General features: G+C 73.7%; 13 protein-coding genes. 7 read left to right on the top strand and 6 right to left on the bottom strand.

Annotated elements, in window-relative coordinates:
* Positions 1 to 183 precede the first annotated feature (183 nt).
* From ACFV2J_RS00475 to ACFV2J_RS00460, 4 genes are all read right to left on the bottom strand, one after another.
* A complete protein-coding gene (locus tag ACFV2J_RS00475; protein WP_385096237.1) occupies positions 184 to 1,356 on the bottom strand; it encodes an SfnB family sulfur acquisition oxidoreductase in 1,173 nt (390 codons plus the stop codon).
* 139 nt (positions 1,357 to 1,495) lie between these two features.
* Positions 1,496 to 2,050, bottom strand: coding sequence for an NADPH-dependent FMN reductase (gene ssuE / locus ACFV2J_RS00470; RefSeq protein WP_385096230.1), 555 nt, complete (start codon positions 2,048 to 2,050; stop codon positions 1,496 to 1,498).
* Positions 2,051 to 2,086: 36 nt separating this feature from the next.
* Complete coding sequence (sfnG, locus tag ACFV2J_RS00465) at positions 2,087 to 3,211, bottom strand: dimethylsulfone monooxygenase SfnG (RefSeq protein WP_385436762.1); 1,125 nt, start codon at positions 3,209 to 3,211, stop codon at positions 2,087 to 2,089.
* A gap of 174 nt (positions 3,212 to 3,385) precedes the next feature.
* Positions 3,386 to 3,463 (bottom strand): putative leader peptide, encoded by a 78-nt coding sequence (locus tag ACFV2J_RS00460; RefSeq protein WP_385096233.1) that lies wholly within the window; start codon positions 3,461 to 3,463, stop codon positions 3,386 to 3,388.
* A 143-nt stretch (positions 3,464 to 3,606) separates the two neighbouring features.
* Here ACFV2J_RS00460 and ACFV2J_RS00455 point away from each other — a divergent pair, with 143 nt between their 5' ends.
* Complete coding sequence (locus ACFV2J_RS00455) at positions 3,607 to 4,533, top strand: LysR family transcriptional regulator (protein ID WP_385096224.1); 927 nt, start codon at positions 3,607 to 3,609, stop codon at positions 4,531 to 4,533.
* Positions 4,534 to 4,642: 109 nt separating this feature from the next.
* Positions 4,643 to 6,625 carry a hypothetical protein gene (locus tag ACFV2J_RS00450; protein ID WP_385436759.1) on the top strand — a complete coding sequence of 661 codons (1,983 nt, stop codon included), beginning with the start codon at positions 4,643 to 4,645 and terminating at the stop codon, positions 6,623 to 6,625.
* A gap of 53 nt (positions 6,626 to 6,678) precedes the next feature.
* Here ACFV2J_RS00450 and ACFV2J_RS00445 read toward each other — a convergent pair whose 3' ends face one another.
* Complete coding sequence (locus tag ACFV2J_RS00445; RefSeq protein ID WP_194280782.1) at positions 6,679 to 6,846, bottom strand: hypothetical protein; 168 nt, start codon at positions 6,844 to 6,846, stop codon at positions 6,679 to 6,681.
* A gap of 512 nt (positions 6,847 to 7,358) precedes the next feature.
* Between ACFV2J_RS00445 and ACFV2J_RS00440 the strand changes: the two genes are divergently transcribed.
* From ACFV2J_RS00440 to ACFV2J_RS00430, 3 genes are all read left to right on the top strand, one after another.
* Positions 7,359 to 8,894, top strand: a complete 1,536-nt coding sequence (locus ACFV2J_RS00440) for an SDR family oxidoreductase (RefSeq protein ID WP_385436757.1) — start codon at positions 7,359 to 7,361, stop codon at positions 8,892 to 8,894.
* A 183-nt stretch (positions 8,895 to 9,077) separates the two neighbouring features.
* Positions 9,078 to 10,451, top strand: a complete 1,374-nt coding sequence (locus tag ACFV2J_RS00435) for a cryptochrome/photolyase family protein (protein WP_385097504.1) — start codon at positions 9,078 to 9,080, stop codon at positions 10,449 to 10,451.
* Positions 10,452 to 10,614: 163 nt separating this feature from the next.
* Positions 10,615 to 11,337, top strand: coding sequence for a DUF4142 domain-containing protein (locus ACFV2J_RS00430; protein WP_385436755.1), 723 nt, complete (start codon positions 10,615 to 10,617; stop codon positions 11,335 to 11,337).
* A gap of 28 nt (positions 11,338 to 11,365) precedes the next feature.
* Here the strand turns inward: ACFV2J_RS00430 and ACFV2J_RS00425 are convergent, their stop codons facing one another.
* Complete coding sequence (locus ACFV2J_RS00425; RefSeq protein WP_385097604.1) at positions 11,366 to 12,394, bottom strand: MerR family transcriptional regulator; 1,029 nt, start codon at positions 12,392 to 12,394, stop codon at positions 11,366 to 11,368.
* A 561-nt stretch (positions 12,395 to 12,955) separates the two neighbouring features.
* On the opposite strand from ACFV2J_RS00425, the gene ACFV2J_RS00420 reads away from it, so the two are divergent.
* The gene (locus tag ACFV2J_RS00420) at positions 12,956 to 13,540 is read left to right on the top strand and encodes a sigma-70 family RNA polymerase sigma factor (RefSeq protein ID WP_153292381.1); all 585 of its coding nucleotides are present in this window, start codon (positions 12,956 to 12,958) and stop codon (positions 13,538 to 13,540) included.
* The gene (locus ACFV2J_RS00415) at positions 13,537 to 14,307 is read left to right on the top strand and encodes an anti-sigma factor domain-containing protein (protein ID WP_385097607.1); all 771 of its coding nucleotides are present in this window, start codon (positions 13,537 to 13,539) and stop codon (positions 14,305 to 14,307) included. The genes ACFV2J_RS00420 and ACFV2J_RS00415 overlap by 4 nt, the downstream gene beginning before the upstream one ends.
* Positions 14,308 to 14,495: the final 188 nt, after the last annotated feature.

Below are 14,495 nucleotides of genomic sequence, written 5' to 3'. Positions count from 1 at the left end.
CCGCCCCGACCAAGCCCCCGCCCGCGCGGCCGCGGCCGCAGGGGATCACCTACGCCCCGCGCGCCGCCCGGACCCCCCCCCCCCCCCGGCGCGGGGCGCCCCCCCCCCCCCCGACGACATGCCGGCTGTCTCCGTTGGTGGGCAGGAACCAGTGGAAGGTGAGGGACACGTGGGGGTCTCCGTTCAGAGCAGGCCGTGACGGGGTGGCTGGGTGCCGTTGAGCGTGTACCGGCCGATGTGCTGGATCTTCCAGCGGGCCGGGTCGTGCAGGGTGTGGGTGCGGGCGTCGCGCCAATGGCGGTGCAGATTGAGGGAGTCGAGTGCCGAGCGGGTGCCGGCCAGCTCGAAGAGGGCGCCCGCCACCTCCACGGCGGTGGCGGAGGTGTGCACCTTCGCGGCCGCCACGGCGATCGACGCCTCGGCCGCCGAGTCCTCGGTGAGGTGGTCGCGGGCCGCGTCGACCGCGCGGGCCGCCACGCCGAGCAGTGCCTCGGACGCCCGCACCTGGATCGCGAGTTCACCGAATCGCTGGATGAGCAGCGGGTCCTCGGCCGCCGTCTCCACGCCGCTCTCGAACCACGGCCGGCTCTTCGTCCGGACGAAGTCGGCGGCCTCGGCGAGCGCGCCCGCCGCGATCCCCGCGTCGATGGCGGCGTGCAGCAACTGGGCCACCGCGCCGTGCAGCTGGGGTCCGCGGAAGGTGAGGTGGTGCGGGACGACCCGGTCGGCGGGGACCCGGACGGCGTCCAGACGGACGGTGCCGCTCGCCGTCGTACGCTGCCCCATGCCGTCCCAGTCGTCGACGACCGTGACCCCCTCCGCCTCCCGGGGGACGTAGGCGACGTGCAGCTCGCCGTCCTCGGCGCGGGCCAGGACGGGGATCCAGTCGGCGAAGAGCGCGCCCGTGGAGTAGTGCTTGACGCCGGTCAGGAGGTACGAGCCGTCGGGCCGCTGGTCCAGTCGGGTGCGGATGTCCTGGACGTGCCGGGTGCCCGCCTCGGACTGGGCGTTGCCGAACCGCCGTCCCGCGAGTACCTCGCCGAAGAAGAACTCCCGCTGTTCCAAGCTGCCCTGACGGCAAATCACGTTGACGTACACGAAGTGGTTCTGCGGGATCTGGGCGAGGCTGGCGTCGGCTGAGGCCAGCAGCCGGAAGATCTCCGCGAGGGTCTCCTGCCGGACATCCGCCCCGCCGTACTCGGCGGGCACGGTGACGGCGAGCAGCCCGGACGCCGAGAGTCGCTCCAACTCGGCGCGCGGCAGGCGCCGTCCGGCGTCCCGTGCGGAGGCTCCGGCGCGGAACTCCGAGGCGAGCGCGGCGGCGACGGCCAGTGCCTCGGCGTCGTCGGCGATCACTGCGGCGGTCGGTTCACCGGTCGTCGTCCCACCGGGCGTCCTGCCGTCCTGCCCGTCGAGGGGGGTCGTCCCGCCGGGCACGTCACCCGGCGTCGGCTGGCCGGACAGGTCCTCGGGCGTCGTCTGCGCGGACACGGGGTCAGCCCGCCGCGGCCAGCAGCGGTGTGCGGCCCAGGACCGCCGAGAACTGGTCGACCACCTGGGCCAGGGCCTCGGCCGTGCCAGGGGCCAGGACGACTCCCCCGTCCTCCCCGGTGGTGATGTCCTTGTCCAGGGTGAACCAGCCCTGGACGATGTGCGCGGCGCCCATGGAGTTGAGCACCGGCCGCAGGGCGTAGTCGAGGGCGAGGACATGTGCGGTGCTGCCCCCGGTGACGAGCGGCAGCACGGTCTTCCCGGTGAGCGCGTACTGCGGGAGCAGGTCGAGCAGCGCCTTGAGGACACCGGAGTAGGCCGCCTTGTAGACGGGGGTGCCGATGACCACGCCGTCGGCGCGGGCGAAGAGTTCGGTCGCCTCGACGACCGCGGGATGCTTGAAGTCCGCGCCGAGCAGCGCCTCGGCGGGGATCGTACGGACGTCGAGCGGGGTCACCCGGTGCCCCTGCGCGACCAGCCGGTCGTCCAGGTGGCGCAGGAGTTTCGCGGTACGGGAGGAGACGGAAGGACTGCCGGATACGGACAGGACGGTGGCCATGGGCCCTCTTTCGTGAGCGGCGTAGGGGTACGGGTGTCAGACGTGCGCGGCGACGGACCCGGGCTCGGTGTCGGGCAGCCCGGCCTCCAACTCGCGTACCAGGGGCAGCACACGGCGGCCGAAGTACTCGACCTCCTCGTGGTAGTGCAGGAAGCCGAGCAGGAGGAGGTCGACGCCGAGACGCTTGTAGGCGACGATCCGCTCGGCGATCTGCTCCGGGGTCCCGATCAGCCCCGTACGGAAGCCGTCGTTGTACTGGACCAGGTCCTCGAAGCGGGAGTCCTGCCACATGCCCTTGCCGTCGCCGGTGGACTGTCCGGCCTGTTTCACCGCGGCGCCGAAGCCCTCGACAGCCTCGGTGTCGGCCCGGGCGACGATCTCGCGCAGGGTGTCGCGGGCCTCGGCCTCGGTGTCCCGGGCGATCAGGAACCCGTTGAGTCCGAACCGGGGTGGCCTGCGGCCGGCCTGCTCCGCCGACGCCCTTACGTCCGCGATCTGTTCGACGACTCCGTCGAAGTCCTTGCCGTTGGAGAAGTACCAGTCGGAGACCCGGCCCGCCATGGCGCGGGCGGCGGTGGAGTTGCCGCCCTGGAAGATCTCCGGGTGCGGACGCCCGGGGACGTCGAGGGGCTTGGGCTTCAGGGTGAAGTCGCGCAACCGGTAGAAGTCACCGGCGAGTTCGGCGTGGTCCTCGGTCCAGATCCGGCGCAGGGCGCGGATGAACTCCTCCGAGCGCCGGTAGCGCTCGTCGTGCTCCAGCCAGGGTTCGCCGAGCGCGGTGAACTCCGCCTTGAACCAGCCGCTGACCACGTTGACGGCGAAGCGGCCGTTCGAGAGGTGGTCGGCGGTGGCGCCGAACTTGGCCAGGACCCCCGGGTGCCACAGCCCCGGGTGGACGGCGGCGATGACCTTCAGCCGCTCGGTGGCCAGGAGCAGGGCCAGGCTGAAGCCGGTCGACTCGTGCTGGAACTCGGCGCCGTAGCCGGCCATGTAGCGGACCTGGCTCAGCGCGTACTCGAAGCCGTTGTTCTCGGCGAGGACGGCCAGTTCGCGGTTGTAGTCGTAGCCCCAGTCGGTGCGCTGCTCGATCGTGCTGGTGACCAGGCCGCCACTGACGTTGGGGACCCAGTAGGCGAAGCGGACGGGTTCGGTTGCGGACACGGAGAACTCCCGGTGTGCGGTGAGGGCATGACGAAGGGCGGCCCGGCGGGTCACGGGGAACGCGGGCGGGAAACGGCATGCGGCAGGGAGCGGAGAAGGCAGCGGTGTGCCCCGCGGGGGAGATTCACTCGCGGGCGGGCGGCCGGTGCGAAGGGGACCCTACCGTCGGGATCGTCAGGCTTCGCGACAACAGAAGGCGCTGGAGACACGCGCGAGGTCGACGTGGCGTCGTCGCGTGAGGTCCAGTCGCATCTTCATGTGGCCGATCGTGGCAGCCGCCGGTCCGGACCGTCAAGGAACGGCGGCCCGGTCTCGCATCCCGGACCGGCGAATTTCACGAAGGCGTGACAGGGCATCCCTTGAACCGCCGGCGCCGGCGGCCGCATGCTGCTGCGGTGCGCACAGAGCAGCTGGAATACATCGCGGCGGTCACCCGGCTCGGTTCGTTGCGGCGGGCCGCCGAGGAACTCCACCTCTCACAGCCCGCGCTGAGCGAGACCGTACGGAACCTGGAGCGCGAACTCGGTGTGGACCTGCTGGAGCGCAAGCGGTCCGGCGCCCGGATGAGCGCCGAGGGGCGCGAACTGCTGCCGCACATCATCAACGTGCTGGACGCGGTCGACCGGCTGCGCGGCGCGGCGGGCGAGCAGCACCGCATCAGCCGGATGGTCCGGGTCGGCACGGTGAACGCGGCGACGGTACCGCTGCTCATCCCGGTCGTCCGGGGCTTTCGCGCGACGCACCCGCAGACCCAGGTCGAAGTGGTCGGCGCCCAGCAGTCGGAGATCCACCGGGCCCTCTCGGAGGGCGGTCTCGATCTGGGGCTGGTGAACCACCTGGACGGCGACGACATGCCCGCCGGTTTCGAGACGACCGAACTGCTGCGCGGACGGCCGGTGGTGTGCGTACGCCCGGACAGTCCGCTGGCCGCGTCGTCCGCCGTGTCGCCGGCCGACCTGCTCGACGGGCGCGAGCCCCTGATCGCGATGCGCTCCGGCTATGTCATGCACCGTTACCTGCACCGGTTCCTGGAGGGCCGCGGACCGTCCCTGTCGTACTCGACCGACGGCGCCGAGATGGGAAAGCTCATGGTCGCCGAGGGCCTCGGCGCCACCGTTCTGCCCGACTTCAGTGTCATCGGCGATCCTCTGGAGCGGTGCGGGGCCCTCACGTACCGCCCGCTCACCGACGGCGCGACGCGGGTCCTGCTGATGCTCCGGCGCCGCAGGACGGACTCCGTGCCACGCGCCGCGGCCGACCTGCGCGACGCGTTCGTGCGCAGGTCCGCGGAGCTCGGCGGGGATCTGGCGGCAACGGCCTGAGGCGGCCCCGCGCACGCCCGGGACACCGCGTGCTGTGACCATCCGAAGAGTCACTCGTTTGACGGATAGGCGTGACAGGACGCCAGCTCCTTCGGAAGGCATTCGTTCCATGCCCCTCCCTCCGTTTCCCCGTGCCGTCCGCCGCGGCAGGACCGGACTCGACCGGGCCGAGGCGGCCCTGGTCGAGGAGTACAGCGACCTGGTGCGGCTCGCGTATCTGACGCTGCCCGCGTCGCTGAGCAGGCACCGTCGGATTCTCGTGGCGCACTCGCTGGTGCAGCGGTCGCTGCCGGGCGCCCGGAGCGGACGGCCCGGGCCCCTGGTGCCGGCCCCGCGTGGGGCGGCGCCCCAGTCCGTCGCGGAGAAGGACCGCCTGCGCGGTCAGGTCGTGCGCTCCGCCCTGGCGCACGGCCGCTCCCCGCGCGGCTGGCCCCGCGGGATGCCGCCGCCCCGCACGGTGCTCCCCACGCTGCCCGTCGTCTGGGGACTGCGGCTCTTCCCGCGCGCGGGCGGCGCCGAGGAGATCGCCCTGAGCCAGGCCCTGGCGGGTACGACGCCCGCGGGGCGCGCGGCGTTCGTGCTGCGCCGGGTGGACGGGCTCGCCGACGCGACGGTCGAGACCCTGCTGCGCGCGGCGGGCGTCGCCGACCCCGAGGGTGCCCTGCGGTCGGCGAACCGGCTGGACGAGTCGTCGGGCGCGGCGGCGCGCACCCTGCTCACGTCGAGGGAGTTCGACGCCTGCTCGGTGCAGACCCGGCCCACCGACCTGCTGCGCCGCCGACGACGTGTGCGGTTCCTGTGGGCCGCGCTGACCGCCGCCGTGATCACCGGGTTGATGCTGACGGTCGCCGGCCAGGGGTCCACGCCGTCCCGGCCGGCCACCGGCTCCCGTACCGGCGCGGGGCTCCCCGGACCCGACGACCTGGTCCGCACGGCCGGAGGCGTCTGGGCCGACACCTCCCGGGTCGACCTCACCGCGTGGCCCGCGCGGGGCGCCCGCGCGCACGACCGGGAACTGCTGGCGAGGGCTTTGTCCACGTGGAGCCGCCCCGCGCCCGCGCTGCGCGTGACCACGACGCCCGGCACCCCGGCGGACCCCCCGCCGCGCTCGCCCCAGCTGCTCTACGCCGGAGACGTCGACGGCGACGCCGTGGTGCTCCTGTACGACGGCCGGCGGGTGGTGCGCTACAGCGAGCCGCTGGGCTCCCCCGGGCACGGTGCCCTCGCCCTGGCGCGGGCCGACGACTCGGACGTGACGACCGCCGCCGCTCTGGTCGTCCACCGCGGTGCCCGTGGCGCCCGGTACCTCCTCGCACCGTGGATCGCGGAGGCGCACAGGCGTGACCTGTTGCGCCCCGACTCCCCCGCGCGGCCGGTCGGTGTCGCCCGGGACGGCGTCACCGAGTCCGTCCCCGCCCCCGCGAGGAGAGCGGCCTGCGACACCCGGCCGGTGCTGCAACTGCGGTCCTCCGCACGCATCGTGGAGAAGCACGCGTTCCTGCTGACCGACCTCGGCGAGTTGTCCCCGGCGCACCTCACGTACACCCCGCTGCCGGGACACGGGACCCCTCCGGCCCGCCAGCCCCGCGAGGCGACGGGTGGTCCGGCCCTGCTCGCCTGGGCGCATCTGGCGTGCGGGCTCGAAGCGTTGCGGGCCACCGGTGTGCGGGCGGTCAACGCCTGGGACTTCGCCGAGCAGGAGCTGCCGGAGCGGGGCGGACACGCGGTGTGGACCTGCGCGCGGGCCTCGACCTGGCGCGGGCCCGGTGACGTGGAGCTGGTGCTGCGCGCGCCGGCCGCCTCCCCGTCCGCTCCGGCGGAGGTGGTCGGCCGGGCCCGGTCCACGGCGGCCTGCAGCAGGTTCGGCCAGCACGTGGTGGCCGACGTCCACTGGCGTTCGCGCACCGGTCACTGGTACCTGCTGGCGGCCGGCAGCCGGGCGGTCACCCTTATCGACGTGACCGGCGAGGTGACGGCCCGGCAGCGGGGCCGGACGCTCGCCGTCCGCGCGCCGAGGGACTCCCGCACCCGGGTGTCGGCCCGTCTGGACAACGGCGGCTCACTGGATCCGGTCGGTGACCCCGATCGGTGACGGGCCGTGGCTCCGAGCGCGACCGCGGCTCGCCGACCGGCGTGCCGCGGCGCTCAGTCCTCGTCGCCCGACGGGACGACCACGAGGAACGCATCCGACTTCAGGTCCATCACCACGGTGGCCGGCTGACCCTCGGTACGGCGTCGGGCGGCGTACTCCTCCGCCGTCCAGGATCCGCGCGGGGACCCTGCGGGAAATCGTTCCAGCACCTTCGCGCCCATAGCGGCGGACACCTCCAGCTCCGGCTTTCGACTCGGACCGCCGAGTCGCCTGGAATTCGCTTGCCCGTGATGTCCGTGGACATGTCCAGGATCCCGCGCGACTTGAGCGGGACCGGGTACGGACGGGCGGGCGGGCGCGTCGAGGATCGCGGCCGGCGCCTGTGCGTCGGTCGCGCGCGGAGCGTGTTCGCCCACGGCATGGAACAGCACGGCATGAAACAGACGGACGATCTCCCCCGTCGACGCGGCACGGCCGCACGGCGAAGGCCCGGAGACCGGGCGCCTCGGCCCCCTCCCGCCCAGGACCGCCCCCGGGTGGTGGGTCACCCGCTCGGTCGTCACCGTCGTCCCCTCCGGCCACACGATCGGCCCACAGGGGTCCGCCGTCCGCCTTCTCCGGCATCCCCGGTAGCCGGAAAGACCGCTTCCGCGCATCCGCCGTCACCTTCCGCGGGGAAGGCATGACGAGGGGGATCGGAAAGGGGGCGACGCGGCGGACGACGGAGGGACCCATGAGCGAGGACGACACCGGCCTGAGGTGTCTGGTGACCGGTGCCACGGGCTACATCGGCGGGCGCCTGGTCCCCGAGCTGCTGGCGGAGGGACACCGGGTGCGCTGTCTCGCCCGCTCACCCGCCAAGCTGCGCGACTACCCATGGGCGGGCGAGGCGGACGTCGTACGGGGCGACGTCCTGGACGCAGACTCGGTGGCCGAGGCGATGCGCGACATGGATGTCGCGTACTACCTCGTCCACGCCCTCGGTACGGGCCACGAGTTCGAGGCGACCGACCGCGAGGCGGCGCGGATCTTCGGCGAGCAGGCCCGCGCGGCCGGCGTCCGGCGCATCGTCTACCTGGGCGGGCTCACCCCGCAGGGCGTGCCGGAGAAGGAACTGTCCCCGCACCTGAGGTCCCGCACCGAGGTCGGCCGCATCCTGCTGCGCTCCGGCGTACCGGCCACGGTGCTGCGGGCCGCGGTGATCATCGGCTCCGGCTCGGCGTCCTTCGAGATGCTGCGGTATCTCACGGAGCGGCTTCCGGTGATGGTGACGCCGAGCTGGGTGCACACCCGCATCCAGCCGATGGGCGTACGGGACGTGCTGCGCACCCTGGTCGGCAGCGCCCGGATGCCCGCCGACGTCAACCGGACGTTCGACATCGGCGGTCCCGAGATCCTGACGTACCTGGAGATGATGCGGCGGTACGCGACCATCGCCGGGCTGCCCCGCAGGCTCATCTTCCCCGTGCCGGTGCTCACTCCGCGGCTGTCCAGTCACTGGGTCGGCCTGGTCACGCCGGTGCCCGCGTCCATCGCGCGCCCGCTCACCGAGTCGCTGCGGCACGAGGTCGTGTGCCACGAGCACGACATCGTCCGGTACGTGCCCGATCCGCCGGGACGTCCGATCGGCTTCGACGAGGCGGTGTCCCTGGCGCTGCAACGGGTGCGGGACGCCCAGGTCACCACGAGGTGGTCGTCGGCCTCGGTGCCCGGCGCGCCCAGCGATCCGCTCCCCACCGACCCCGACTGGGCGGGCGGCAGCCTCTACACCGACCGTCGCGAGCTGAGCGTGGACGCGCCGCGCGAGGCGTTGTGGAAGGTGATCGAGGGCATCGGCGGCGACAACGGCTGGTACTCCTTCCCTCTCGCCTGGGCCGTCCGCGGCTGGATGGACCGGCTGGTGGGCGGTGTCGGTCTGCGGCGCGGGCGGCGTGACGCGTCCCGGCTGCGGGCGGGTGACTCGCTCGACTTCTGGCGGGTCGAGGAGATCGAGCCCGGTCATCTGCTGCGGCTGCGCGCGGAGATGCGGCTGCCGGGGCTGGCCTGGCTGGAGATGTACGCGGAGACGAGCGACGACGGCGGATCACGCTACCGGCAGCGGGCCATGTTCCATCCCCACGGCCTGCTGGGGCACGCCTACTGGTGGAGCGTCTCGCCGTTCCACGCCGTCGTGTTCGGCGGCATGGCCCGCAACATCGCGAAGGCGGCCGTCAAGCACGCGGCCGACAGCGCCCCCGCGACGGAACCGGAATCCGCGTCGACTCCCTGACCCCACGTCCGCCCGCCCCCCGCCGACCTCGCGGCCGCCTCCGCCCGGTCCCGTTCCCGCCGCTCCCGCGCGCTCCGCATCCGTAGGGGCCCACGGGACCGAAGCGGGAATGGCCGTACCCCTCGCGGCGTGACCCTCGTCCCGCCCGCACCCGTCAGCCCAGCCGATCCCGGAGCCACCACCATGAACGTCTCGGTCGTCCTGTTCACCTCGGACCTGCGTCTGCACGACCATCCGGCGCTGCGGGCGGCCCACGACGGGTCGACCGCGCTGGTCCCCCTCTTCGTGCGCGACGACGCCGTCGCCGCGGCCGGTTTCACCGCCCCCAACCGGATGGCGTTCCTCGCGGACTGTCTGGCGGACCTCGACGCCGGGCTGCGCGAACGGGGCGGACGGCTGGTGGTGCGCTCCGGTGACGTGGCCGCCCAGGTGTGCAAGGTGGTCTCCGAGGCGGACGCCGACGAGGTGCACATGGCCGCGGGCGTCAGCGCCTACGCGCGCCGCCGCGAGGACCGGTTGCGCACGGCCCTGGAGGCCGAGGGGTGCCGGCTGCACGTCCACGACACCGTGATCACCGCGCTCGCTCCCGGTGCCGTCACCCCGGTCTCCTCGGACCACTTCGCGGTCTTCACCCCGTACTTCCGGCACTGGTCGCAGCAGTCGCTGCGCGGCGCGATCGCCGCACCGCGGGCGATCCGGGTGCCGGACGGTGTCGGCTCGGAGCCGGTCCCCTCCCGCGAGGGCCTGTCCGGAGTGTCGGAAGGACTGGCGCGCGGCGGCGAGACGGAGGCCCGCAGGAGACTCGCCTCCTGGCTGCGGAACGGGATCGCGTCGTACGAGGACCGGCACGACGACCTGCCCGGCGACGCCACCTCCAAGTTCTCCCCGCACCTGCACTTCGGCTCGCTCTCCCCGGTCGAGCTGGTGCACCGGGCGCGCGGCGCGGGCGGGGCGGGCGCCGAGGCCTTCGTACGGCAGCTCGCCTGGCGGGACTTCCACCACCAGGTGCTCGCCGCGCGGCCGGACGCGGCCACGGCCGACTACCGCACCCGGCACGACCGCTGGCGCCCGGAGTCCGAGGCGCGGGAGGACATCGCCGCCTGGAAGGAGGGGCGCACCGGCTATCCGGTGATCGACGCGGCGATGCGCCAGCTGCGCCACGAGGGGTGGATGCACAACCGGGGGCGGCTGCTGACGGCGAGCTTCCTCACCAAGACGCTGTACGTGGACTGGCGGGTCGGGGCCCGGCACTTCCTCGACCTCCTGGTGGACGGCGACGTCGCCAACAACCAGCTCAACTGGCAGTGGATGGCCGGGACGGGCACGGACACCCGGCCCAACCGGGTCCTCAACCCCGTGATCCAGGCGAAGCGTTACGACCCGGACGGGGTGTACGTCCGGCGGTGGGTGCCCGAACTCGAGGGGATCGAGGGCGCCGCCGTGCACGAGCCGTGGAAGCTGCGGGGGCTGGACCGCGCCGCCTACGATTACCCGGACCCCGTGGTCGAACTTTCCGACGCGCTGGCCCGCTTCAAGAACGCCCGGGGCCGTGGCTGAAGGAAGCCACCAGGGATTTTACTATTGATAGAGATTTTCTCGTCGAACGCGTGCGTACTGGTGGGCGTCGGAATCAGTCGTCAACCGGATCCACTCGCACCGGATTCACCGAGCGGCACGACGGAGCTGCCCGCTCCGCGCTGCCGCCCCGCCAGGAGGCTCGATGCGCATTGCACGGAACGCAGGAACGCTCTTCGTGGCAGGTGCGTTGACCATGACACTCGCCGCGCTCGCGTACCCTGCCGTGATCGGCGTGCAGACCACGTCCAGCGCCCCGAACCGCGTGATCGCCAACACTCCGACGGGCCCGCTGACCGAGGCGGACCGTGACTTCGTCGTCAAGGTGCGGGCGGCGGGACTCTGGGAGTACCCGGTCGGACAGCTGGCGCTCCAGAAGGGCACCATCCCGGCGGTCAGAACCGCCGGCGACCACCTGATCAGGGGCCACGCCGCGCTGGACGACACCGACCGCAAGGTCGCCGCCACGCTCGGCATCACCATCCCCAACAAGCCGTCCCCGCAACAGCAGGGCTTCGTCTCGACCCTGACCGCGGACAGCGGCAAGCAGTTCGACACGGACTTCGCCAACATCCTGCGGCTGACCCACGGGACGATCTTCCTCACCGTCGCGAAGATCAGGTCCACCACCGAGAACTCCCTGGTGCGCCAGCTGGCCGACCAGGCCAACGACACGGTGCTGGACCACATCACGGTGATGGAGAAGACCGGACTGGTCAACTTCGATCAGGTGCTGTTCCAGGAGACCACCCCGCCGAAGCTGCCTGCCCAGAACGTCACGCCGCCCGCGCCCGCGCCGGGCGAGCCGACCGCCGTCCTCACCCCGCCCGCGGGGAGCTCCGCGTCACCCTCACCGACGGTGCGGTGAGCCGGGCGCGTCGCCCCGGCCCGGGACCTCAGCCTCCCGGGACCGGGGCGACGCTGTCGTACAGGCCCCTCAGGGACCCGAGGGCGTCCCGCAGTCCCGGCGGCCGGAGCATCCCGCGCAGCGGGCGTCCGGCCCAGCCGGGGCCGCCCAGCACGACGGCGGGGTGGTTGCGGGCGCCCTTGACTCCCCAGTGCGTTCCGGCGACGTGCCGGGCGAGGGGGACATCGGCCGTCGAACGGGTCTGGGCCCACAGCACGACGGCCGTCGGGCCCAGCCGCCGTACCGCCGCGGTCAGTGCCTCGGTGGGCACGGCCGCACCGAACATCCTTGTGGGCAGGCCGAGTTCGGCGAGTCCGGCGTGCAGCGCCTGCAACGGCAGGCTGTGCTGCTCGCCGGGGACGCACGCCAGCACCACGGGCCCGGGACCGGTGGCGGGGGCGTCGGGCCGGGCCGGCTCGGTGGCCCGGTGGAGGGTCCGGGAGATGTGCCAGGACAGCAGGTGCTCCACCTCCACGTAACGGTCGCCGGAGGACTCCCACTTGCGTCCCACCGCGTGCAGGGTGGGCACCATCACCTCGTCCCAGGCGACGACCAGGCCGTGCCGATCCACGAGCGAGGCCAGCTGGTCGTCCATCGCGGGGGCGTCGAGGCGCACGGCGGCGCGCGCGAGGCCCCTGCACTCCTGCCGGACGTCACCGAGCGGCAGCGCGCCGGCCGCCTGTGAACGCTGCCGGCCGAGACGGCCGGGCCCCGCGGACAGGTCCGGGGCGTGAGGGGCCAGGTCGACGCCCTTCCGCGCGGTCCTGGCCGCCTCGGCGGGCGGCACCCCCGCGGAGGTCAGCCGGCACATCTCCTCCAGCATCGCCACGTCCTGCGGAGTCCAGCGGCGGTGCCGTCCGTCCGAACGGACCGCGGGACCCACCCCGTACCTCCGGTCCCAGGAGCGCAGCGTGGTGGGCGACACTCCGAGCCGGCGGGCCAGCGCACCCGTGGTGACGCCCGTCTCGACGGGCTCCGCGGCCGGTTCTGACAGCTCTGTCGGTCGGTCCTCGCCCATGCGGCGACTATACGACGCAGAAACGATGCAAGTTGTCCCGGATGTCCCGCGCTTCACACGATGGAGCCCTGAGCGCACCGCACGGGAGGCGTCCCGTACACCCCCGTCCGAACCGAGGAGTCCTGGTCATGGCCGCAGATCGGATCGCCGCGGGGCGCGCTGCGGAGTCGAGGCCCGGGCCCGGGACGCCCACCGGCGCCGAGATCACCCGGGGGCTCGCGGACGGCGACGAGCGCCGCCCGACCGCCGTGCACCACCGCTGGGAAGACCTGGTGTACCCGTCGCCCCGGTGTTCGCCGGGCGACGTCCGGCCGCCTCGCACCGTCGGGAGCCACTGCCGGCGCGGTCGGCGTCCGCTGCGACACCGCCTGCTCACGCGGGCCGGCAGGTGAGGACCGGCGGCGACCGCCCGGCACCGGGACCGGCTCGCCCGCGTCCCGCGCCGACGCGGTGCCGCCGCGCCCGGGGTCGCATCGGGAATTCTCCCGCCGTGGGCCAATCCGCGGCCGGACCTGCTCCGGATCAGTCCCGAACCGATCGCCCCACTTGGAGGACCACCCCGTGAAGGAAGCCGTGGAAATCGGGAGAAACCCGGCGGCGGAACCCAGTCTGCCGGACCTGATGGCCGACGTCGCCCGGGGCGACCAGGAGGCTTTCGCCGCGGTCTACGACGTCGTGGCGGGGCCCGTGCTCGGCATCGTGCGCCGGGTGCTGCGCGACCTGGCCCAGTCGGAGGAGGTGGCGCAGGAGGTACTGGTCGAGGTGTGGCGGACCGCCGCCCGCTACCGGCCCGAGCGCGGGTCGGTGATGAACTGGGTGCTCACCCTCGCCCACCAGCGGGCCGTCGACCGGGTGCGCTCGGCCGAGGCCTCGGCGGCGCGCGAGCACAAGGCGGCCCTCCTCGACCGGACACCCGAGTTCGACGAGGTGACCGAGCAGGTCGAGGCACGGCTGGAGCGGGAACAGGTGCGGCGCTGTCTGCGGACGCTGACGGAGCTCCAGCGCCAGTCCGTGACCCTCGCGTACTACCGCGGCCTGACCTACCGGGAGGTGGCGGAGTTGCTGACGCTTCCGCTCGGCACGGTCAAGACCCGGCTGCGCGACGGTCTCATCCGCCTCCGTGACTGCCTGGGGGTCACCGCATGACCACGTCCGACCTGCACACCCTGACGGGCGCGTACGCGCTGCACGCCCTCGACGAGGACGAACGCGGCCGGTTCGAGCGCCACGCCGCCGACTGCGAGGCCTGCGCCCAGGAGGTCCGTGAGCTGACCGCCACGGCCGCGCGGCTCGGCCTCGCCGAGGCCACCGTCACGGACCCCGCGCTCAAAACCCGGGTCATGCGGCACATCACCACGGTCCGGCAGGAAGCACCCCGGACGGCCCCCGCCACGCCCGCCACGCCCCCCGTGCCGGCTCTCCGGCGCGTACGCCGTACCCGCGGCCTGTCGCGCTGGGCCCTGGCCGCCTGTGTGGCCGCCGCGGCGGCTTTCGGCGGCACGGCGGTGTGGCAGCACGACCGGGCCCAGGAAGCCCGCGGCCAGGCGCGGGACGCCGAGCGCAGGACCGCCGATCTGACGGCGGTGCTGGCCGCCCCTGACGCGAAGAGCCGTACCGCGAGACTGGCGGGCGGCGCCGGTGGCACGGTGGTCGTCTCCGCCCGCCGTGACAAGGCCGTCTTCATCTCCTCGGGGATGGCGAAGCCGCCCAGCGGCAAGGTCTACCAGCTGTGGTTCGACGACGCGGGCACCATGCGCTCCGCCGGTCTGATGGACCCGCACCGGACCAGCGAGGCGGTCCTGCTGGACGGGAACCTGGCCAAGGCCTCGGGCATGGGCATCACCGTGGAACCGGCCGGCGGCTCGGCCCGGCCGACCTCGGCCCCGCTGGCGGTGCTGGACTTCCCCGTCTGACGGCACCGGCCCTCCCCACCGCACCCAGCGCCGGGAGGGGCCGGCCCTCCGTCGGACCGGGGTACCGGACCGGCCCGTCCCTCTCCCGGGTCGGGGCGGGCCTGCCCGGGGGGGCCCCCGGGGGCGCCCCCGGGGGGGGGCGCCCGCGCCGGGCCCCGGGGCCCCGGCGGGTGGGGGGGGTCGGGAAT

It is taken from the genome of Streptomyces sp. NPDC059668 (assembly GCF_042734135.1).
GTDB lineage: Bacteria > Actinomycetota > Actinomycetes > Streptomycetales > Streptomycetaceae > Streptomyces.
The sequence above is the reverse complement of the archived record's forward strand: the minus strand, read 5'-3'. Positions and strand labels throughout refer to the sequence as shown.

What these genes read in the sequence shown, in the direction of transcription:
- ssuE (WP_385096230.1), bottom strand. Translation starts at nt 2,050, where the DNA reads ATGGCCACCGTCCTGTCCGTATCCGGCAGTCCTTCCGTCTCCTCCCGT.
- ACFV2J_RS00460 (WP_385096233.1), bottom strand. Translation starts at nt 3,463, where the DNA reads ATGCGACTGGACCTCACGCGACGACGCCACGTCGACCTCGCGCGTGTC.
- ACFV2J_RS00450 (WP_385436759.1), top strand. Translation starts at nt 4,643, where the DNA reads ATGCCCCTCCCTCCGTTTCCCCGTGCCGTCCGCCGCGGCAGGACCGGA.
- ACFV2J_RS00445 (WP_194280782.1), bottom strand. Translation starts at nt 6,846, where the DNA reads ATGGGCGCGAAGGTGCTGGAACGATTTCCCGCAGGGTCCCCGCGCGGA.
- ACFV2J_RS00440 (WP_385436757.1), top strand. Translation starts at nt 7,359, where the DNA reads ATGAGCGAGGACGACACCGGCCTGAGGTGTCTGGTGACCGGTGCCACG.
- ACFV2J_RS00435 (WP_385097504.1), top strand. Translation starts at nt 9,078, where the DNA reads ATGAACGTCTCGGTCGTCCTGTTCACCTCGGACCTGCGTCTGCACGAC.
- ACFV2J_RS00430 (WP_385436755.1), top strand. Translation starts at nt 10,615, where the DNA reads ATGCGCATTGCACGGAACGCAGGAACGCTCTTCGTGGCAGGTGCGTTG.
- ACFV2J_RS00425 (WP_385097604.1), bottom strand. Translation starts at nt 12,394, where the DNA reads ATGGGCGAGGACCGACCGACAGAGCTGTCAGAACCGGCCGCGGAGCCC.
- ACFV2J_RS00415 (WP_385097607.1), top strand. Translation starts at nt 13,537, where the DNA reads ATGACCACGTCCGACCTGCACACCCTGACGGGCGCGTACGCGCTGCAC.